Genomic DNA, 18,138 nt, shown 5'->3' on the forward strand with positions numbered 1-18,138 from the left:
ATGCGTTTATCAGCCCAACCAATCCAGTCCAACCTTACATCGCTGGCCTAAATCACTTTACTGTCAACACGTCGCGACATCATAAACAATGGGAAAGCCTTGAGAAATGTCCCCTGACATCGAACAGAAAATTCGCCAGAGCTTTGCCGCGCAGGCAATGATGACCACGCTCGGGGCGCGTCTCGTTGGGCTGTCCTCTGGACGGGTAGAGATCGAAGCGCCTATTCTGCCCGGTAGCCTTCAACAACACGGATTCGGGCATGCGGGGCTGACCTTTGCCATTGGCGACAGCGCGGCGGGCTATGCCGCGCTCAGCATGATGCCCGGGGATGCCGAGGTGCTGACCACCGAAATGAAGATCAACCTTCTGGCCCCGGCGCAGGGCGAGCGCCTGATCGCACGCGGTCGCGTGATCAAGCCGGGGCGACGTCTGGTGATCGTTCAGGCAGATGTGCACGCAATCAGTGAAGGGGTGGAAACCCATATCGCTCTGCTGACAGGGACAATGATTCCGGTCTGACAGGCCAAGCGGCGACGAGGCCGCAATCAAGCTGTCTGTTCTGGTGTCAGCGTGAAACTGGCGCGCAGCTTGGGGCCCGGAGCGTAGTAATCATCAAGGCCCTGCCGAACCTCTGGGTCCAACACAGCCCAGTCAATCCAATCGAGATCGAATCCGCAATCATAAGCGACCATCGCAACCGCCCCCTGCCCGGGTATGAGCGCAGGCCGCACACGCCCCGCCAGAGCGTCCCGCGTGCGTTCGATCCAAAGAATCGGGTCCTCGGAGACCACAAAGCAGCCGTCCACCACGACAAGGCGTGGCTCAAGATCCCGGATCAGACCAAAGAGATCATGCAGATCCGTAATTCCCTGAAGTACATCAAAGAGGATGATCACATCGTACTGACGGCCAACCGCCACCTCTGAGCGAATTTCCTCCATCGGATCGGCACGACGCAGATCGATACGCTCACGCAGACCGATATCAGGCAGGCGCCCAAAGCGCTCGACCAGATTGGCGTCGGTCTCAATCCCGACCACTTGCAACGCACCGGCCGCAGCCAGCGCATAACACCATGCACCATCCTCGGCCCCGACCAACATCACGGTCGAATCGGCAATAGCGTGACGATAGGCGTCAACCAGCATCGCATGTCTCGCCTGTGCCCGGTTAAAGGTGCCCGTGCGATCGTCACCCATGCCTCTGCCAGCCCCAAATCCCATGATCGTCATCACATACCCCTCACCCGTATCGCCGTTGACCTTGTAACCTGACAAAAGATACTGAACCCTTAAGCTCTTACGTTTTTCAGCGCCGCAGGCCACATGACGACACCCCTGACACCCGCCCTTTTGCTTCAGGCCTATGCCTCCGGCGTTTTTCCGATGTCAGAACATCGCGACGACCCAGAGGTGTTTTGGGTCGATCCGCATCAAAGGGGCATTCTGCCGCTCGACGGTTTTCACATCTCTCGCTCGTTGGCACGCCGGATGCGTCAGGCCCGGTATCAGGCGACGCTCAACCGCGATTTCGAAGCGGTTTTGCGGGGCTGCGCCGATCGCACCGAGACATGGATCAGCCCGCCGATTCATCGCTCCTACATGGCGCTACACCAACGGGGCTACGGGCATTCTCTGGAAATCTGGCAAGAGAATCAGCTTGTAGGCGGGGTCTATGGTGTGGCCCTTGGGGCCGCGTTCTTTGGCGAGAGCATGTTTTCGCGGCGCACCGATGCCTCAAAGCTGGCATTGGCCCATCTCACCCACCACCTTGCGCGATGCGGCTTTACCCTGTTCGACACGCAATTCATTACGCCGCATCTGGGCAGTCTTGGCGCGCGGGAAATTCCGCGTGCGCAGTATCGCGCGCTCTTGCATGAGGCGATGGAGAATGAGGCCGATATCACCAATCCGCCTTTTGATCCCGACCCACGTCAGATCTTGCAGCGCAATACCCAGATATCATAGCGCGGGTGTTCCAGCGCATTGAGCGCCGGTGACGAGGCCAGCATCCAGCCAGAAAATATCACCGCGCCGCTGCCCTGATCGGTAATCGTCAGATAAGCATAGGCATCGCCCGCCGGGTTGCCCTCGGGATAGCGGCATTGACCAAGCTCGACGTCAAGCGATCCGAACGCACCCGATGCACCGCTGGTCAACTCCAAGTCGCGCGCGAGACCGTTGATCTTGTCGAGACCGCGCAGGATTGCGCCTTCGGCGACCGAAGCAGCCTCTTGCGCCGTCCCCATACCAGCCCCAAGGCAGAGTATGAGGCTAAGCCAGAGGGCTCTCATTTCGCGGCATCCCCTTCGCCGCCCGAAACGAACTTCATCAGCAAGGATACAAGGCTGACCGATCCTTGGGTGAATTCGATTTCGGCCCCCGGTTCGACATAGAACGGCGATCCGCCGGGCAAGATTTCAACGTAATTGCCCCCCAACAACCCTTCAGAGGAAATCGCGATGGCGCTGTCATCCGGCACGTTGATGCCCTCTTGCACGGTAAAGATTGTGCTGGCGCGATAGGTGCCCGGATCGAGATTTATCTGCGTGACCCGCCCCACTTTGACGCCGGCAAGGCGCACGTCGGTGCCCACACTCACACCATCGGCGCTGCGGAAACTGGCGCTCAACTGGTATTCACCTGCGCCACGCCCAGTCATTCCGGTGGTTTTGCCCGCATAGACCAGAAATCCGATGGCCACGGCCAAAACAACACCGCCAACCAAAACCTCGGTTTTACTCTCAGACATGTACTTGCCCTTACTCCGGTGACCACGCCTCGTAGTCGCGCCGCTCTGTCGGTGCCACGCGGCGGATAGACCCCGCCGGTGCATAGGCCAACGACGTGCCTGTCAGATTCTCGCTATGCGGCTTTTCCCAAGGCTTGTGCGCCAGAGGCTTATCGGTCGGCGGCTCTTTATAGGTGTGATGCAGCCAGCCGTGCCAATCCGGATCGACTCTGCTCGCTTCAGCTTCGCCGTTGAAGATCACCCAGCGGCGTTTGTCGTCTCGAGTGCGGTAAAACGCATTGCCCTGCGCATCCTCGCCCACCTGAACGCCCTTGCGCCAAGTGTAAAACTGGGTGTTGAGCGTCTGCCCGTTCCACCAGGTAACGGCGCGCAGCAAGGTGTTGAGAATGCCCATTCGACCCTCCGACATAATCCAACCCCGATATGGCGGATTTGCGCGCGAAGGTCCAGTGCCCGCGATGCCTTATCCAGATCACGACGTGATATGCGATGGGTCAGGTTACCCCAAAAAAAGCCCGCAACACAGGTTGCGGGCCTTGGGCTGTGCCGCAGCCGAGGTTTACCCCGCGCTGGCACCCTCTTTTTTGCCTTTGCTCTCGGCATAGATGATCAACGGCGCCGCGTCGGAATTCACCGCCTCTTCATTGACCAGCACTTCTTCGACATGATCCATGCTGGGCAATTCGAACATCGTATCAAGCAAGATATCTTCAAGGATCGAGCGCAGTCCGCGTGCGCCGGTCTTGCGGGCGATGGCCCGCTTGGCGATGGCCTTGAGGGCGTCGTCGGTAAAGCTGAGTTGCGCACCCTCCAGCTCGAACAGGCGCTGATACTGTTTGACAAGCGCGTTCTTGGGCTGTGTCAGGATAGTGACAAGCGCATCTTCGTCCAGATCCTCTAGCGTCGCGATCACCGGCAGCCGGCCAACGAATTCCGGAATCAGACCGAATTTCAACAGATCCTCAGGCTCCAGATCGGTAAAGATCTCACCGACACCGCGCGCATCATTGTCACGCACATCGGCCCCAAAGCCCATGGCACTGCCTTTGCCGCGCTGTGCAATGATCTTATCAAGACCGGCAAAGGCGCCACCGCAGATAAAGAGAATATTGGTCGTGTCCACCTGCAGGAATTCCTGCTGCGGATGTTTGCGCCCGCCCTGTGGCGGCACGGCGGCAACCGTGCCTTCCATCAGTTTCAGCAGCGCTTGCTGCACGCCCTCGCCCGATACGTCACGGGTGATCGAGGGGTTTTCGGACTTGCGGGTGATCTTGTCGACCTCGTCGATATAAACAATGCCACGCTGCGCGCGCTCGACGTTGTATTCGCTCGATTGCAACAATTTGAGAATGATGTTTTCCACGTCTTCACCGACATAGCCCGCTTCGGTCAGCGTGGTGGCATCCGCCATGGTAAAGGGCACATCGAGAATTCGCGCCAAGGTCTGCGCCAGCAACGTCTTACCGCAGCCCGTAGGCCCGATCAGCAGGATGTTCGATTTGCTGAGCTCGATATCGCTCTTGCCGGAATTATTCAGCCGTTTGTAGTGGTTGTGCACCGCCACCGACAAAACCTTTTTCGCACGCGCCTGGCCGATCACATAATCGTCCAGCACCTTGCAGATATCGCGCGGCGCGGGGATACCCTCGCTCGACTTGAGACCGGCGGTCTTGGTCTCTTCGCGAATAATGTCCATGCACAGTTCGACGCATTCATCACAGATGAACACGGTCGGACCGGCGATCAGCTTGCGCACCTCATGCTGGCTCTTGCCGCAAAAGCTGCAATAGAGCGTGTTCTTGCTGTCGCCGCCTGAGTTATTCGCCATTCCGTACCTTTCGGGCCCTGCGCCGTCTGCCGTCTGCGCCCCCGTGCGGGGCCTCGTCTGTGATCTGTGCTACCCGTCAGCTTAAGTCAGGCTGTATGGCACCACAATCCGAAAATATCCGGCCCGCCTTGGGGCCGCATCACGTTTATTTCTCGGGCGCGTCACCCTTGTCACGGTTGGCCACGATCTCGTCGATCAAACCCCAGGCCTTGGCCTCTTCGGGCGACATGAAATTGTCGCGTTCAAGCGCCTCTTCGACCTTTTTCAGGGTCTGGCCGGTGTGCCGTACATAAATCTCGTTCAACCGATCCTTGAGCTTTTGTGTCTCACGCGCATGGATCATGATATCAGTCGCCTGCCCCTGATACCCGCCCGAGGGCTGGTGCACCATGACCCGGCTGTTGGGCAGCGAGAACCGCATACCCGGCTCGCCCGCTGTCAGCAACAGGCTGCCCATGCTGGCCGCCTGACCCACGACCAGCGTGCTGACCTTTGGCTTGATATACTGCATCGTATCATAGATCGACAGGCCCGAGGTCACGACCCCGCCAGGGCTGTTGATATACATGCTGATTTCCTTGGACGGATTTTCAGCCTCAAGATGCAAAAGCTGTGCCACAATCAGGCTCGACATGCCGTCATGCACCGGGCCGCTCAGGAAAATGATCCGTTCCTTGAGCAGGCGCGAGAAGATGTCATAGGCACGCTCGCCCCGGCTGGTCTGTTCGACCACCATCGGCACGAGGGTGTTCATGTAAATGTCCATAGGGTCTTTCATCGTCGCCCGCCTGTCTTGTGCCCGACCGATGCTGTCAGGCTTTGTCAATCACTCTGACCATAAACGGCCAGTTCCTAAAGGAGTCTTAGTGTTGCGCCCAAGGGGCTGCAAGGGCATCGCTCGAAAATGTAGCCGCCCCTGCGCCACGATGGCGCTTTGCATGCCACATCTGCTCACTTTTTCGCGCGTTTGGCCTACCAGCTTTTGCACAACGGATAAAAACGCCATACATACGTGCCAATTAAAATCAGGAATCCCGGAAATGCCACTTCCCGTTCTCGACGACACGCTTGATCCCACAGAAATGGATCGCATGGTCGATAATGCGACCACCGCCGCAAATTTCCTCAAGGCCATCAGCCATGAGGGGCGGTTGATGATTCTCTGTCATCTGGTATCGGGCGAGCGATCGGTGACGGAGCTTGAAACCCTGCTCTCGGCGCGTCAGGCGGCCGTGTCGCAACAGCTCTCGCGGCTACGCCTCGAAGGGTTGGTGACGGCGCGGCGCGATGGCAAGACGATTCATTACAGCCTTGCCGATGATCGCCCGCGCAAAGTGCTCGAAGTGGTTTACGAACTGTTCTGCGCCCCCAAAGCATAGGGGCGCAGTTATACGATTGCGCTCAGGCAGGCTCGACCGCCTTACCCACGGCAAACGGCGCGAACACATCATCCAGATCGGTGTGATTCACATGATTGGCGTAATTGCTGATCGTCTTGACAGCCATCGCCAGAATGATCTCCAAAACATGCACATCACCATAGCCTGCGGCCTTGAACGCCTCGGCTTCGGTCTTGGTCGGCAACCCGCGCGTCTCCCACATGTGATGGGTGAATTTGCGCAGCGCCTCCAGCTTGGCATCGCTTAGCGGCTTGCCATCGCGCAGCGCCTGCGTATGCGCCTCGCCCAGCTTGGACATCTTGATCGCCAGCATCGAATGCGCCGCGGTGCAATAGTCACAGCCATTGGCCAGCGAGACGGTCAGAAACACGACCTCTTGCTCGGGCGGGGTGAAATTGCCCGACTCGCGATAGAGCGCATAGCCATGCAGATAGGTGGACAGAAGGCCGGGGTTAACGGCCATGCCCCGATACATGTTGGGCACGAAACCCAGTTTGGCGCGCGCACCCTCCAACAGCTCTTTGGCCATACCCTCGGCCTGATCGTCGCTCACAGGCGATGTCTTCACTCGGAATTCAGCAGTCATGAAACTCTCCTTTTGCGTGTGATGTGGTCCATCCGCAGCTAATCAGAGGCTCCCGGATTTGAAACCACCAGACCCATCACCAAAGCGTGAGAAGCGTTCCCTGTCGCAGAGCGGCCTGTGCGAAAACGCTCAGACCTTTTCCTGAGTGTGCTTGCGCAACTCCGCGCGTGCCACCTGTCGCCGGTGCACCGCGTCGGGACCATCGGCAAGGCGCAACGTGCGCACATGCGTCCACATCGCCGCCAGCGGCACATCCTGTGAAATCCCCTGCGCCCCAAAGAGTTGAACGGCCTCGTCGATCACCTTGAGCGAGACACGCGGCGCCACGACCTTGATCTGACTGATCCAAGGTGCGGCCGCGCGGGCGTCGCCCTGATCCATCATCCAGGCCGCTTTGAGGCAGAGCAATCTGGCTTGCTCGATCTCCATGCGACATTCGGCGATGATATCGTAATTGGCCCCCAACTGCGCCAGAGGTTTGCCAAACGCCTCACGCGCCAGACTGCGTTTGCACATCATCTCAAGCGCCGCCTCGGCCTGACCGATGGCGCGCATGCAGTGGTGGATGCGCCCCGGCCCAAGACGCCCCTGAGCGATCTCGAACCCGCGCCCCTCGCCCAACAGGATGTTTTTCACCGGCACCCGCACAGACTCGAATTTGAAATGCATATGCCCATGCGGTGCGTCGTCATGGCCGTAAACCTGCATCGGGCGCAGCTTCTCGATGCCGGGGGTATCTGCAGGCACCACGATCATCGAATGGCGCTGGTGTTTGGGCATGTCTTCGCCGCCGGTTTTGACCATCACGATATAGACCTTGCAGCGCGGATCGCCCGCGCCGGTCGCCCACCATTTCTGACCGTTCAGCACATAATGATCGCCGTCTCGCACACAGGACATGGCGATATTGGTGGCATCTGAGCTGGCGACATCCGGCTCGGTCATCAGATACGCGCTGCGGATATCACCAGCCAAGAGCGGAGCAAGCCATTGCTCTTTCATCGCCTCGGTTCCGTAACGCTCGAACACCTCCATATTGCCGGTGTCGGGCGCATTGCAATTGAACACCTCGGCCCCCATCGGGGTCTTGCCCATTTCTTCCGCGAAATAGGCATATTCGACCGTTGTCAGGCCGAAACCCCGTGCACTGTCGGTCAGCCAGAAATTCCACAGCCCCGCCGCCTTGGCCTTGGCCTTGAGCCCTTCCAGAATCTCTGCCTGCCGGGGGGTATAGCCCCAGCGCTCGCCCTTGCCGATTTCGGCGTGATACGCGGCCTCGAGCGGCATGATCTCATCGCGCACCATGGCCGACACCCGCGCCAAGAGCGCGCGCATCTCGGGGCGCATTCCCAAATTCATGTCCATGTCGTGGCCCTTTCTGTCAGATACCTCAATTGACAACATTGAACGGGCAACGACAAGCGCTGTTGCGCGGTCAGCCCGCCTTGCGATACTGCCCCGGGGAATGACCAAACCGGCCGCGGAATGTCTTGATGAACACCATGGGCGAGGCAAAACCCGAGGCCATGGCGATTTCGGTCACACTGAGATCGGTTTCCCGCAACAGGCTGCGGCCATGATCAAGCCGCAGATCGCGGAAAAACCGGTAGGGCGTCTTGCGCAGGTATTTCACGAAAAGCCGCTCCATCTGGCGGCGCGAACAGCCTGCGGCTTCGGCCAATTCATCCATTCCCACCGGCGTTTCGATATTGGCCTGCATGACCTTGATCGCCCGAACAAGAAGCGGATTACGGCTGTCGAGCGCATTGCTGATCGAGGCGCGCTGTGGCCCGCGCTCGGCTCTGCGCTGCGAATAGAGGCACATATCGGCCACCACATCGGCAAAGGACCGGCCATAATCGGCCTCGATCATTTCCAGCATCATGTCGGTGGCCCCAACCCCACCGCCGCAGGTAAAGATACCGCCATCCACCTCAAAGGTGTTGCCTGTGACCTCCACCTCGGGGAATTTCTCGCGAAAGGCGGGCTGGTTTTCCCAATGCAACGTCGCGCGCCGCCCTTCCAGCAATCCGGCCTGCGCCAGCGCAATGGCTCCCGTGCAAATCGCCCCCACCCGTCCGCCAAACCGCGCATGCTGGCGTAAAAACGCCAGCAAATCCTTGTTGCCGGTTCCCGTGCGCACGGTGCCGCCACACACCACCAGATCGGTCTCACGCGGGAAGGGGCCAAGCGATTGGTCGACATTGACCGACATCGCACAGGAGCTAACCACCGGGCCGCCATCCTGCGAGGTGACGGTCCAGCGATAGAGCGGGCGTTGCGCCAGTTGGTTGGCTATGCGCAGCGGATCAAGCGCCGCGCTGAACGCCAGAAGCGTGAAATCGGGAAGCAGGTGAAAGACAAAATGCCGGGCCGGTTTGGTCGTCTCGATCGCAAAGAATGCAGCCCCTTGCGGCACGATTGCCTTGCGGTTCAGACTGGTGTCATTCTCCGGGCAGGACATGACAGGCTTCAGACTCCCAATGCAGAATCAGGGTGCTCCCTGGGTGCAGATCAATGGACGCCAGTTCACCATGACTTTTCTGAACCTTCAACTCTTCCCCTGTTTCCGTCTCAAGAAAGACAATGGCGGTGGCGCCGACAAACTCCTCCCCCACGACCCGCGCCCGAATACCCGGCACGCCCGAACGCTCGGGGCTGATCTGCATGTTCTCGGCACTGACCGTAAAGGTTACCGACTCGCCCGGCGATTTCGCAGGCCCATGCGTGGCATGAACCGCAAAACGGCCATGGTCCGTGTCGATAAGCCAGTCATCGCCGGATTTTTCAACAAGCTTGCCGGTAAAGATATTGGCCGAGCCAAGGAACTCTGCCACGAACCGATTGCGCGGCGCGTGATAGATTTCCTGCGGCGTGCCAATCTGTTCGATCTTTCCCCGGCTCATGATCACCACCCGATCCGCCATGGAAAACGCCTCGGACATGGAATGGGTGACATAGACGAATGTGATTCCCAAATCCTTTTGCAGGTTGGACAAGACCGCCTGCATCCGCACCTTGAGATGCGCATCAAGCGCCGAGAGCGGTTCATCCAAGAGCAGGATCTTGGGTTCCGTCACCAGCGCGCGGGCCAAGGCTACGCGCTGTCGCTGCCCCCCCGAGAGTTGCGAGATGTTGCGATCCGCGAATTCGAGGATCTGCATTTTATCCAGCCATTTACGCGCCCGCGCTATGCGCTCGGCCTTGGCGACCCCGCGCATCTTGAGGCTGAACTCGACGTTCTCCTGAACCGTGAGAAACGGGAACAGCGCGAGGCTCTGCCAGACCATCGGCGTGTCACGGTCCCATGTCGCCTTGCCGTTTACCCGCGCACCGTCGAGATAGATATTGCCCTCGCTTGGGTCCTCAAGCCCCGCCAGCATCCGCAGGGTCGTGGTCTTGCCGCATCCGGACGAACCCATGATCGCCAGAAACTCGCCGCGCCCGATCTCGAAATCCGCGCGCTCTACGGCGGTGAATTCACCGAACCTCTTGACCACGCCCTCAAGCCTGACAATGGCGTCAGATGTCACAGGGGTTTGCATGTTCATGACTTATCCTTTGTCGAATTGCGCAACAGCATCTGCGCCAGAATGATCAGCGTGATGGAACTCAGAAAGGCGAGCGAACCGATAGCATTAATCCGCGGGCTGACCTGTCCCTGAAGAAAGCCGAGGATTTTCACCGGCAGTGTTTCATTGAGGCCCGAAACGAACCACGCCACCGCGAATTCATCGAACGACACCGCCATGGTGATGAAAAGCGCGGCAAAGAGCGCAGGCTTGGTAAAGGGGATGATAACATGGCGCAGGGTAGCCCATTCATTGCCACCCAGGTTCCAGGATGCCGCCTCTAGGTCCGGGTCCATCTGCGACAGGCGCAGGCGGATGATGGCCATGGCAAAGGGGCTGCACATCACCCCATGCGCGATGATGATGGAAATAGCGCTGCCCGACAAGTTCACCCGCGACAGGAACGCCAGCATTGCCAGCCCCATGATCACCACTGGGATGGTGGGGGGCAACAGGGCCAGCGCGAGATAGACGTTCTTGCCGAAAAAATTGTAGCGGAAATCGGTGTAAGCCCCTCCAAACCCCAGCAGTGTGGCGATGATCGCCACGATCAGCCCAACAATGACCGTGTTGAAAAACCCGGCCCAGACGAACGGGTCCTCCCAGATCAGCCGGTACCATTCGGTCGAGAAATGCCCCAAGGGCAGCGATGGAAACCGGTCTGAGTTGAGCGAAAAAACGAAACTGCCTAAGATCGGCGCGAAGATGAAGAGAACGCAGGCGGCGATATGCAGTTTCAGCGCGGCGTTGATCAGGGGATTGCTGTTACCGGTCATTTGCCGCGCTCCTTATAGGCATAGGTGATGGCGCCAAAGGCCACGGTCAGCAGCGTGCCGATCATCATCAGCGCCACAACGGCGGCGCGCGGCCATTGCTGCCCGGATTTGGTGATATCGGTGATCAGGATCGAGAGCGTCGGCGGATTGCCTCCGCCCAGATAGAGCGGGCTCACGAAATCCCCGAACGACAGGATAAAGGCAAAGAGCGCCGCGATCACAAGGCCGACCCGCGCCGAGGGCACAATCACCGCCAGCACCGTGCGCAGCCGCCCGCAGCGCAGGTTATGCGCCGCCTCAACCAGATCGCGATTGACGAAATTGAGGCTGAAGACCTGCAGCAGGATCACCAGCGGCAAACAGAGCGTGACCATACCCACCAGCGTCCCGAATGTGGTATTGAGCATCCCAAACGGCCCCACGCCCAGCATGCCCAGCGCGGCATTGATGATCCCCCCATCTGACAGGAACACTTGCAACGCGTAAATACGCACGAGATAGCTGGTAAAAAACGGAATGATCAGAACAAAGATCACCCATTGCTTGACCCGTTCTGACAGTTTGAACGAAATCGCATAGGCCGCCGGAAAGGCGAGGGCGCTGGTCAAAACCGCGCTTGCCGTAGCCAGCATGGCGGTGCGCGCATAAGCGTCCCAAAAGGTGTTGCGCGTCAGGATACGCTCCCAGTTGCCGAAATTCAGATCCGGCAGCATCTGAAAATTGCGCACGGTCCAAAAGCTGATGGCAATCAGAAAGAGCAGCGGCACGGCAAAGAATGCCAACTGCCAGATCAGGAGTGGCAGCGACAAAACAAGCGAAAACAGGCTGGGTCGGGTCATAGAATGCAGCTTTCTCAGAGGCAAAAGCAGAGGTGCCGGGGTCTGGAGAGATGCGACCCCGGCAAGGTCCGGCATCAGGCGCCCTTGTAGTCGGACCAAAAGTCGTTCCAGTCCTCAAGGCTCTGTTGCACCGGCAGTTGGCGATACTGGATACGTCCTTCGCGGATCAAGTCCATCGCATTATGCTGACCCAAAACCATGTTCTGCCGCTTGGCCTCGGCGGGGTTGGTGGCGTTCAGCACCTCCCAACCCTTCTTACTGGGGACAAGTGCGGGATAGGCGGCCATATCGGCGGATTTCGCCTGACCCTCAGGCGAGGTGATCCATTGAATCCACTTGCGCGCCATTTCGTAATTCTGCGTGCCCTTGCCGATCGAAAAAGACTCGGTCCATTGCAAACCGCCCTCTTCGGGAATGGTGGTGCGCACCTTTGCCCCGTTCTTTTCCAGAACGCCGGTGATCCAGTCGCCGATGCCGGCAAAGGCCACCATCTGCCCGTCATTGAGCGACGAGAACGTGCCGCCATAGTCAAAGAACCCGCCGACCTGACCGCGCAGCGCCATCGTGGCCTCTTGCACTCTATCCCAGCCCGCCGCATCAATGTCATAGGCAGACGCATTGCCCGCCGAGAGACTCATTTGCCCAAGGTTCGGCAGGTGCCAGTCGAAATGCCCCAGCTTGCCGGTGACACGCGCATCCGAGAACACCGAATAGCTGGCCGCATCCTTTTCGCTCAGTACATCGGTGTTATGCGCAACGCCCAAGAAGCCAAAGCGCGTGATCACGGAATAGAGCGTGTCGCCCTGCCAATGGCCAGGGAATTTCTGGAACTCGGGGTAGAAATCGTCAAAGGCGTAATCGGCGGCATCCAGCGCCTCGATATAGCCTGCGGCATTCAACTGCTGCACATATTCGGCATCCGACAGGATCACGTCATAGGTGCCAGCCGGCGATTGCGCGATCAGGCCCAGCATGTTGTCGCCGCCGGTATAGTATTTCGGCGTGAACTTGACGTTATTTTCCTCTTCGAATGCACCAACGATATCGGGCTCTGCATGGCCATACCAGGCCAGCATCGACAGGTTGACGGTCTGCGCCGCCGCCCGGATTGACAGGAATGGCGTGGCCAATGCCGCACCTGCGGTCATTTTCAGCAGATGTCGGCGGGTCGGGGATTTTAAGGTCAAGGTCATTGGGTTCTCCATGTTGGAAGGCATTTATTTTTGATTTTCAATCGCGTCACTCGGCGGCCACCCGGTCGCGGGGTCCAAACTCTTTACGCAGCGCCGCAACAATGCCGCGCGTGCAGACGTCGAGCAGAATGTCGCCCTTTTCCGCCGTGGCGTTTTTGGGCGAAGACAATGTGCCGCTGGCAGGCGTCCACTCGGGATGCGGCGGATAGACGTCATAGGGCGGGAAACTGGCGGGCGCATGATCCACCGCCCGCTCCAGCGACACGAGATCTGGATAGAGCCGCAGCATCAGCGAGGTTTCCAAAACGCCGCCATGCTCGATATCCCAGCCCAGAAACCCCTCGGGATAGAGCCGCGCAATCGCCGCCTGATCGACAAAATCCCAATAGGACAGGACCACGACCTTGGTGTCATGAATGCCCGACCAGCCCAGTTCGCGCAGCGCAAGGTCGATGCCCTCGGCAATGAACCAGGAATTCTCGAAATGGCCATTCACGATGCAGATCTGACGATTGCCGTGGCGGGCAAACTCACGGATCACATCTTTGAGCGCGTTCACAAGGCTGGCACCATCAAGGCTGGTGGTGCCCGGAAAGAAATTGCCGCCGCCGGATTTCTGCTGCGATTTATAACCATAGGTAAAAGGCGGCGCGACAAGCCCGCCCACCGCCAGTGCCGCACGCCGTGCGAATTCCGTGGGCAAGAGCACATCGACATGCATCGGCATATGATGACCGTGCTGCTCCATCGACCCCAACGGGATCAGAATCGGCACAGCGCCCCCCTGGACCCGGCGCTGATAGGCGGGCCATGGCAATTCTGCTGCAAAAACGGTATCTTGGGCCATGCTGTCCTCTTTTCTGTAGGATTGCCTGACCGTAGAACAGCTTGCCTCATGCGCAAAATTCATAGTAGCAATGCATGAATAAGGATTCTTAATCATGCGCCATTTTGTGAACCTGCAAACCGACCTGATCCGCACCTTTGTCACGGTCGTGGACTTGGGAAACTACACCGAAACCGGACAGGTTCTGGGCCGCACACAGCCTGCAATTTCATTGCAAATCAAACGTCTAGAGGATCTAGTTGGTGCCAAGCTCTTGCAACACAAGGGCAAGATTCTGGAGTTGACGCCACAGGGTCATGCGCTGATCGGCTATGCCCGCGAGATGCTGCGCCTGAATGATCGCGCGGTCGCCAACCTGCACGAGGCGCAATTCATGGGCACGCTTCGAGTCGGGTTGCCCACGGATTACGCGATCGGATATTTCCAGCGCATCATCGCCGATTTCGCCCGCGCCAATCCCGAGGTCACCTTTGATATCCGCTGTGACTGGAGCCGCAATATCCTGAGCCAGCTGCATGTGGACGAACTGGACCTTGCCATTGCCATCACCGACACGATGCCCGCGCCTTATGTTTCGCTCTACTGGTCCGAACGCCCGTTCTGGGTTTGCGGGCGCGACTATCAATTCTCCCTCGACAAGCCGGTGCAGATCATCGCCCACCCCAAGGGTTGCTTCTACCGCAAGCGGATGATTGACGCGCTGAATACCGAAGGACGCGAATGGCGCCTCTGCTTCGAGAGCCCCGGCATCACGGCGGTGCAGAACGCGGTGCTTGACGGGATGGGCGTGACGGCGCTTACCAAAAAGACGCTGCTGCCCGGCATGCGCGTCCTCTCGCCAAAAGAGGGATTTCCGCCACTCGCCAATCTGCATGTCGGCCTCTTCTACAAGCACATCAAGGCCTCTGACGCCGCACTGAAACTGATCGAGCAGATCACCGAAGGCGTCAGCGCTTTTCGCAAACCGACCCATGCACGCAGTTAACACTGCATTTCTTATTCTTATTCTCGGATCAAACCTATTAATTATGTCTCTGACGGCTTTGCTGATAGCGGAGGAACATCCAAGCCAGTGAGGAGAGACCAAAATGCTTGACGACATGCTGCACATCACGGAATGGCACAACGGAGAAAAGGAGTTTTCGCCCTTTTCCGACAATGAAATGGCCCGCCGCCAGAACGAATTGCGCACCTGGATGGCGACAAACAACGTCGATGCGGCGCTGTTCACCTCTTATCATTGTATCAATTATTACTCAGGTTGGCTCTACTGCTATTTTGGCCGCAAATATGGCATGGTGATCGACCAGAAATCCGCCACAACGATTTCGGCGGGCATCGATGGGGGGCAACCATGGCGTCGGACCTTTGGCAGCAACGTCACCTATACCGACTGGCGGCGCGACAATTTCTACCGCGCGGTGCAAGGCCTGACCAAGGGCGCCCGCCGGGTGGGTATCGAGTTTGACCATGTCTCGCTCGACTATCGCCAACTGTTGCAGGATGCGCTGCCGGGCGTCGAACTCGTCGACGTGAGCCAGCCGTCAATGTGGATGCGCACCATCAAATCCGCCGAGGAAATCAAGCTGATCACCGAAGGCGCGCGGATCTGCGATGTCGGCGGATATGCGGTCGCGGGGGCCGTCAAGGCGGGCGTGCCCGAGCATGAGGTGGCCATTGCAGGCACCAATGCGATGATCCGTGAAATCGCCAAATCCTTCCCTTTTGTCGAGCTTATGGACACCTGGACATGGTTCCAGTCGGGCATCAACACCGACGGCGCGCATAACCCCGTGACCAATCGCGTGGTGCAATCCGGCGACATCCTCAGCCTCAACACCTTCCCGATGATCTTTGGCTATTACACCGCGCTGGAACGCACGCTTTTCTGCGACAGCGTCGATGACGCCAGCCTCGACATCTGGGAGAAAAACGTGGCCGTGCACCGTCGCGGGCTGGACCTGATGAAGCCCGGCGCGCGCTGCATGGATATCGCGATTGAGCTCAACGAGATGTATCGCGAATGGGATCTGCTCAAGTATCGCTCCTTCGGCTATGGCCATAGCTTTGGTGTGCTCAGCCACTACTATGGCCGCGAGGCGGGCGTGGAACTGCGCGAGGATATCGACACCGTGCTGAAACCCGGCATGGTCGTGTCGATGGAACCCATGGTGATGATCCCCGAAGGTCAGCCTGGTGCCGGCGGCTACCGCGAGCATGACATTCTGGTCATTGGCGAGGATGGGGCCGAGAACATCACCGGCTTCCCCTTTGGCCCCGAGCATAACATCGTCGGCAAAGGCTAAACGCCCTTGCGTGGCGTGGTTGAAATCGGAATTGCGGCGGCCAGCGTCCTGATGATGCTGGCCGCCGTGGCCCTCGCCCCTCAGGGCACAGACCGGCCCGCCATGGCGCTCCTCGTCGGGCCGCGCATCGTACGCGTGCCCGCCTATGCCAACGGATCGGGCGCGATATTGCCGCCGCAGATCAGAACCGCCACCCGCTCCCCCGGCGCAGGCTGGTAAGCCCCCGACAAAAGTGCGGCCAGCGCCGTGGCCCCCGCCGGCTCCACCAATTGCCGCAATTCCCGCCACAAGAGCGCCTGCGCCTCGAGGATGGCCGCGTCAGGTACCAGAACGCTCTGCACATCAGCCTCCTGCGCCAAATCAAAGCAAATGTCCCCGATTCGCCGCGCCCCCAGCGCATTGGCCGCCACCCCCGACACCGCGACATCCACAGGCTGACCCGCCGCCAGCGCCGCATGCAGCGCACAAGAGGTGTCCGGCTCGACCGCGACCACGCGACGTCGCGCGCCCAACCAGCCCAGCGCTCCGGCAATCAGACCGCCACCGCCCACGGCAATCAACACCGTGTCCGCCACCAGCCCCTGCTCCTCCCATTCCGCCATGACTGTGCCTTGTCCCGCCACCGTCGCCTCGGCATCATAGGGATGTACCTGTATCGCTCCGGTCGCGGCCTGCCATTCGGCGGCGCGCGCCGCCGCATCGGCATAAGCACCGGGAACCACCTGCAAATCGGCGCCTTGGGCCCGGATGAGCGCGATCTTGGCCGGACCTGCGATCTCGGGCACATAAATCCGGGCACGGTGCCCCAACCGCGCCGCCGCACAGGCCACCGCCGCCCCGTGATTACCCCCTGAGGCGGCGACGATTCCCGCTTCGGGCACCTCAGCCTGCAACAGCGTGTTAAACGCGCCACGCGCCTTGAAACTGCCGGTGTGCTGCATCTGCTCCAGCTTGAGCGCAACAGGGTATCCACCCAACGCGACCTGCATCACCGGCGTCCGCCGCACATGTCCCGAAATCCGCCCTGCCGCCTCTGAAATCGCCCGCTGCCAGCTCATCGCTCACACCTCTTTGCCTTTTCTTGATCCGTCAAACCCTATAGGCCTGAAATCAAAGACCCAAGCAAGGATCGCCCGCGATGAAAGACGACCGCCTCAGCCAATTCCGTGATGCAGGCTCTGACCGTTCCACCGCCGAACAGGTGCCAGACACCGCGCAAACCCGCGCGCCCGCCTATCGTCTGGCCTTTGCCGATCCCGATTTCATGTGCCGGGACGAATTGCGCCCCGTGCGGTTGCAACTGGAACTCTTGAAACCCGAGATGATCCTGAACGAGCGCGGTATTCAGAGCACGGTCGTGCTGTTTGGCGGCGCGCGAATTCCCGAACCCGCGCAAAAAGACACAGCCCGCACCAAGACACTGGCAGACCTCTCGCGCTATTACGACGAGGCCCGCAAATTCGCGCGGCTGATGACCGAAAAATCCATGGCCAGCTGCGGGCGTGAGTATGTGATTGCCACCGGCGGCGGGCCGGGCGTGATGGAGGCTGGCAATCGTGGGGCTGCCGATGCGGGCGGTGCCTCGATCGGGCTTAACATCGTGCTCCCCCATGAACAGGCGCCCAATGAATACGTAACTCCGGGCCTCTGCTTCAACTTTCACTATTTCGCCATCCGCAAGATGCATTTCCTGATGCGCGCGCGCGCCATCTGTGTCTTTCCCGGTGGCTTTGGCACGCTGGATGAGACGTTCGAGGCGCTGACCCTCATTCAGACCGACCGGATGAAGCGCGTGCCCTTCCTGCTCTTTGGCGCGGAATTCTGGCGGAGCATCATCAACTGGGAGGCGCTCTCGGAAGCGGGTACGATCAGCGCCGAAGATCTTGATCTGTTTCAATTCGTCGAAACGGCGGATGAGGCGATGGAAATCATCAACACATGGCCCGAAAGCTGAGAGGCGCAGGGGGGGCAAACCGCTCCTGAGCCGCCTTTTCGGGTCGTTCTGACATAAAGACTCACCGCGCACCGCCCCGCGCAAC

At 59.4% G+C, this 18,138-nt stretch carries 21 protein-coding genes; 6 read left to right on the plus strand and 15 right to left on the minus strand.

Going from position 1 to position 18,138, the window contains the following annotated elements; genetic code table 11:
* Positions 1-106 precede the first annotated feature (106 nt).
* Positions 107-520 (plus strand): PaaI family thioesterase, encoded by a 414-nt coding sequence (locus ACN0SW_RS02765; RefSeq protein ID WP_417726371.1) that lies wholly within the window; start codon positions 107-109, stop codon positions 518-520.
* 26 nt (positions 521-546) lie between these two features.
* Here the strand turns inward: ACN0SW_RS02765 and ACN0SW_RS02770 are convergent, their stop codons facing one another.
* Positions 547-1,233: a class I SAM-dependent methyltransferase gene (locus tag ACN0SW_RS02770; protein ID WP_417726372.1), complete on the minus strand. Its 687-nt coding sequence runs from the start codon at positions 1,231-1,233 to the stop codon at positions 547-549.
* Between the two features lie 93 nt (positions 1,234-1,326).
* Between ACN0SW_RS02770 and aat the strand changes: the two genes are divergently transcribed.
* Positions 1,327-1,968 carry a leucyl/phenylalanyl-tRNA--protein transferase gene (gene aat, locus ACN0SW_RS02775; RefSeq protein ID WP_417726373.1) on the plus strand — a complete coding sequence of 214 codons (642 nt, stop codon included), beginning with the start codon at positions 1,327-1,329 and terminating at the stop codon, positions 1,966-1,968.
* On the opposite strand, the gene ACN0SW_RS02780 is transcribed toward aat, so the two are convergent.
* The 5 genes from ACN0SW_RS02780 to ACN0SW_RS02800 form a co-directional block, all read right to left on the minus strand.
* Positions 1,935-2,294, minus strand: coding sequence for a DUF2155 domain-containing protein (locus tag ACN0SW_RS02780; RefSeq protein WP_417726374.1), 360 nt, complete (start codon positions 2,292-2,294; stop codon positions 1,935-1,937). The genes aat and ACN0SW_RS02780 overlap by 34 nt on opposite strands.
* On the minus strand, positions 2,291-2,752 hold the full coding sequence (mlaD, locus tag ACN0SW_RS02785) for an outer membrane lipid asymmetry maintenance protein MlaD (RefSeq protein WP_417726375.1): 462 nt from the start codon (positions 2,750-2,752) through the stop codon (positions 2,291-2,293). The genes ACN0SW_RS02780 and mlaD overlap by 4 nt, the downstream gene beginning before the upstream one ends.
* A 10-nt stretch (positions 2,753-2,762) precedes the next feature.
* Positions 2,763-3,146, minus strand: coding sequence for an NADH:ubiquinone oxidoreductase subunit NDUFA12 (locus tag ACN0SW_RS02790; RefSeq protein ID WP_417726376.1), 384 nt, complete (start codon positions 3,144-3,146; stop codon positions 2,763-2,765).
* A gap of 165 nt (positions 3,147-3,311) precedes the next feature.
* Positions 3,312-4,580 (minus strand): ATP-dependent Clp protease ATP-binding subunit ClpX, encoded by a 1,269-nt coding sequence (clpX, locus tag ACN0SW_RS02795; RefSeq protein WP_417726377.1) that lies wholly within the window; start codon positions 4,578-4,580, stop codon positions 3,312-3,314.
* A 145-nt stretch (positions 4,581-4,725) separates the two neighbouring features.
* A complete protein-coding gene (locus tag ACN0SW_RS02800) occupies positions 4,726-5,358 on the minus strand; it encodes an ATP-dependent Clp protease proteolytic subunit (RefSeq protein WP_417726378.1) in 633 nt (210 codons plus the stop codon).
* A gap of 262 nt (positions 5,359-5,620) precedes the next feature.
* Between ACN0SW_RS02800 and ACN0SW_RS02805 the strand changes: the two genes are divergently transcribed.
* Positions 5,621-5,959: an ArsR/SmtB family transcription factor gene (locus ACN0SW_RS02805; protein ID WP_417726379.1), complete on the plus strand. Its 339-nt coding sequence runs from the start codon at positions 5,621-5,623 to the stop codon at positions 5,957-5,959.
* A gap of 22 nt (positions 5,960-5,981) precedes the next feature.
* Here the strand turns inward: ACN0SW_RS02805 and ACN0SW_RS02810 are convergent, their stop codons facing one another.
* The 8 genes from ACN0SW_RS02810 to ACN0SW_RS02845 form a co-directional block, all read right to left on the minus strand.
* Positions 5,982-6,566 (minus strand): carboxymuconolactone decarboxylase family protein, encoded by a 585-nt coding sequence (locus tag ACN0SW_RS02810; protein ID WP_417726380.1) that lies wholly within the window; start codon positions 6,564-6,566, stop codon positions 5,982-5,984.
* Positions 6,567-6,695: 129 nt separating this feature from the next.
* A complete protein-coding gene (locus ACN0SW_RS02815) occupies positions 6,696-7,931 on the minus strand; it encodes an acyl-CoA dehydrogenase family protein (protein WP_417726381.1) in 1,236 nt (411 codons plus the stop codon).
* Positions 7,932-8,001: 70 nt separating this feature from the next.
* Complete coding sequence (locus ACN0SW_RS02820) at positions 8,002-9,030, minus strand: GlxA family transcriptional regulator (protein WP_417726382.1); 1,029 nt, start codon at positions 9,028-9,030, stop codon at positions 8,002-8,004.
* The gene (locus tag ACN0SW_RS02825) at positions 9,011-10,117 is read right to left on the minus strand and encodes an ABC transporter ATP-binding protein (RefSeq protein WP_417726383.1); all 1,107 of its coding nucleotides are present in this window, start codon (positions 10,115-10,117) and stop codon (positions 9,011-9,013) included. The genes ACN0SW_RS02820 and ACN0SW_RS02825 overlap by 20 nt, the downstream gene beginning before the upstream one ends.
* Entirely contained in the window at positions 10,114-10,914 is an 801-nt protein-coding gene (locus ACN0SW_RS02830) for an ABC transporter permease (RefSeq protein WP_417726384.1), read from the minus strand. The genes ACN0SW_RS02825 and ACN0SW_RS02830 overlap by 4 nt, the downstream gene beginning before the upstream one ends.
* Positions 10,911-11,753, minus strand: coding sequence for an ABC transporter permease (locus ACN0SW_RS02835; RefSeq protein ID WP_417726385.1), 843 nt, complete (start codon positions 11,751-11,753; stop codon positions 10,911-10,913). The genes ACN0SW_RS02830 and ACN0SW_RS02835 overlap by 4 nt, the downstream gene beginning before the upstream one ends.
* A gap of 74 nt (positions 11,754-11,827) precedes the next feature.
* Positions 11,828-12,946 carry a polyamine ABC transporter substrate-binding protein gene (locus tag ACN0SW_RS02840; RefSeq protein WP_417726386.1) on the minus strand — a complete coding sequence of 373 codons (1,119 nt, stop codon included), beginning with the start codon at positions 12,944-12,946 and terminating at the stop codon, positions 11,828-11,830.
* Positions 12,947-12,992: 46 nt separating this feature from the next.
* Positions 12,993-13,793 (minus strand): creatininase, encoded by an 801-nt coding sequence (locus ACN0SW_RS02845; RefSeq protein WP_417726387.1) that lies wholly within the window; start codon positions 13,791-13,793, stop codon positions 12,993-12,995.
* 94 nt (positions 13,794-13,887) lie between these two features.
* On the opposite strand from ACN0SW_RS02845, the gene ACN0SW_RS02850 reads away from it, so the two are divergent.
* Complete coding sequence (locus ACN0SW_RS02850; protein WP_417726388.1) at positions 13,888-14,778, plus strand: LysR substrate-binding domain-containing protein; 891 nt, start codon at positions 13,888-13,890, stop codon at positions 14,776-14,778.
* A gap of 103 nt (positions 14,779-14,881) precedes the next feature.
* The gene (locus ACN0SW_RS02855; RefSeq protein WP_417726389.1) at positions 14,882-16,099 is read left to right on the plus strand and encodes a M24 family metallopeptidase; all 1,218 of its coding nucleotides are present in this window, start codon (positions 14,882-14,884) and stop codon (positions 16,097-16,099) included.
* Between the two features lie 143 nt (positions 16,100-16,242).
* On the opposite strand, the gene ACN0SW_RS02860 is transcribed toward ACN0SW_RS02855, so the two are convergent.
* Positions 16,243-17,157: a threonine/serine dehydratase gene (locus tag ACN0SW_RS02860; protein ID WP_417726390.1), complete on the minus strand. Its 915-nt coding sequence runs from the start codon at positions 17,155-17,157 to the stop codon at positions 16,243-16,245.
* Between the two features lie 80 nt (positions 17,158-17,237).
* Between ACN0SW_RS02860 and ACN0SW_RS02865 the strand changes: the two genes are divergently transcribed.
* On the plus strand, positions 17,238-18,053 hold the full coding sequence (locus tag ACN0SW_RS02865) for an LOG family protein (RefSeq protein ID WP_417726391.1): 816 nt from the start codon (positions 17,238-17,240) through the stop codon (positions 18,051-18,053).
* Positions 18,054-18,138: the final 85 nt, after the last annotated feature.

The sequence above is a fragment of the Roseovarius sp. genome, from assembly GCF_048262375.1.
In the GTDB taxonomy this organism is placed as follows: Bacteria; Pseudomonadota; Alphaproteobacteria; order Rhodobacterales; family Rhodobacteraceae; genus Roseovarius.

Coding starts and splice junctions, on each gene's coding strand:
- ACN0SW_RS02765 (WP_417726371.1), top strand. CDS start 107: ATGTCCCCTGACATCGAACAGAAAATTCGCCAGAGCTTTGCCGCGCAG.
- ACN0SW_RS02770 (WP_417726372.1), bottom strand. CDS start 1,233: ATGACGATCATGGGATTTGGGGCTGGCAGAGGCATGGGTGACGATCGC.
- aat (WP_417726373.1), top strand. CDS start 1,327: ATGACGACACCCCTGACACCCGCCCTTTTGCTTCAGGCCTATGCCTCC.
- ACN0SW_RS02780 (WP_417726374.1), bottom strand. CDS start 2,294: ATGAGAGCCCTCTGGCTTAGCCTCATACTCTGCCTTGGGGCTGGTATG.
- mlaD (WP_417726375.1), bottom strand. CDS start 2,752: ATGTCTGAGAGTAAAACCGAGGTTTTGGTTGGCGGTGTTGTTTTGGCC.
- ACN0SW_RS02790 (WP_417726376.1), bottom strand. CDS start 3,146: ATGGGCATTCTCAACACCTTGCTGCGCGCCGTTACCTGGTGGAACGGG.
- clpX (WP_417726377.1), bottom strand. CDS start 4,580: ATGGCGAATAACTCAGGCGGCGACAGCAAGAACACGCTCTATTGCAGC.
- ACN0SW_RS02800 (WP_417726378.1), bottom strand. CDS start 5,358: ATGAAAGACCCTATGGACATTTACATGAACACCCTCGTGCCGATGGTG.
- ACN0SW_RS02805 (WP_417726379.1), top strand. CDS start 5,621: ATGCCACTTCCCGTTCTCGACGACACGCTTGATCCCACAGAAATGGAT.
- ACN0SW_RS02810 (WP_417726380.1), bottom strand. CDS start 6,566: ATGACTGCTGAATTCCGAGTGAAGACATCGCCTGTGAGCGACGATCAG.
- ACN0SW_RS02815 (WP_417726381.1), bottom strand. CDS start 7,931: ATGGACATGAATTTGGGAATGCGCCCCGAGATGCGCGCGCTCTTGGCG.
- ACN0SW_RS02820 (WP_417726382.1), bottom strand. CDS start 9,030: ATGTCCTGCCCGGAGAATGACACCAGTCTGAACCGCAAGGCAATCGTG.
- ACN0SW_RS02825 (WP_417726383.1), bottom strand. CDS start 10,117: ATGAACATGCAAACCCCTGTGACATCTGACGCCATTGTCAGGCTTGAG.
- ACN0SW_RS02830 (WP_417726384.1), bottom strand. CDS start 10,914: ATGACCGGTAACAGCAATCCCCTGATCAACGCCGCGCTGAAACTGCAT.
- ACN0SW_RS02835 (WP_417726385.1), bottom strand. CDS start 11,753: ATGACCCGACCCAGCCTGTTTTCGCTTGTTTTGTCGCTGCCACTCCTG.
- ACN0SW_RS02840 (WP_417726386.1), bottom strand. CDS start 12,946: ATGACCTTGACCTTAAAATCCCCGACCCGCCGACATCTGCTGAAAATG.
- ACN0SW_RS02845 (WP_417726387.1), bottom strand. CDS start 13,793: ATGGCCCAAGATACCGTTTTTGCAGCAGAATTGCCATGGCCCGCCTAT.
- ACN0SW_RS02850 (WP_417726388.1), top strand. CDS start 13,888: ATGCGCCATTTTGTGAACCTGCAAACCGACCTGATCCGCACCTTTGTC.
- ACN0SW_RS02855 (WP_417726389.1), top strand. CDS start 14,882: ATGCTTGACGACATGCTGCACATCACGGAATGGCACAACGGAGAAAAG.
- ACN0SW_RS02860 (WP_417726390.1), bottom strand. CDS start 17,157: ATGAGCTGGCAGCGGGCGATTTCAGAGGCGGCAGGGCGGATTTCGGGA.
- ACN0SW_RS02865 (WP_417726391.1), top strand. CDS start 17,238: ATGAAAGACGACCGCCTCAGCCAATTCCGTGATGCAGGCTCTGACCGT.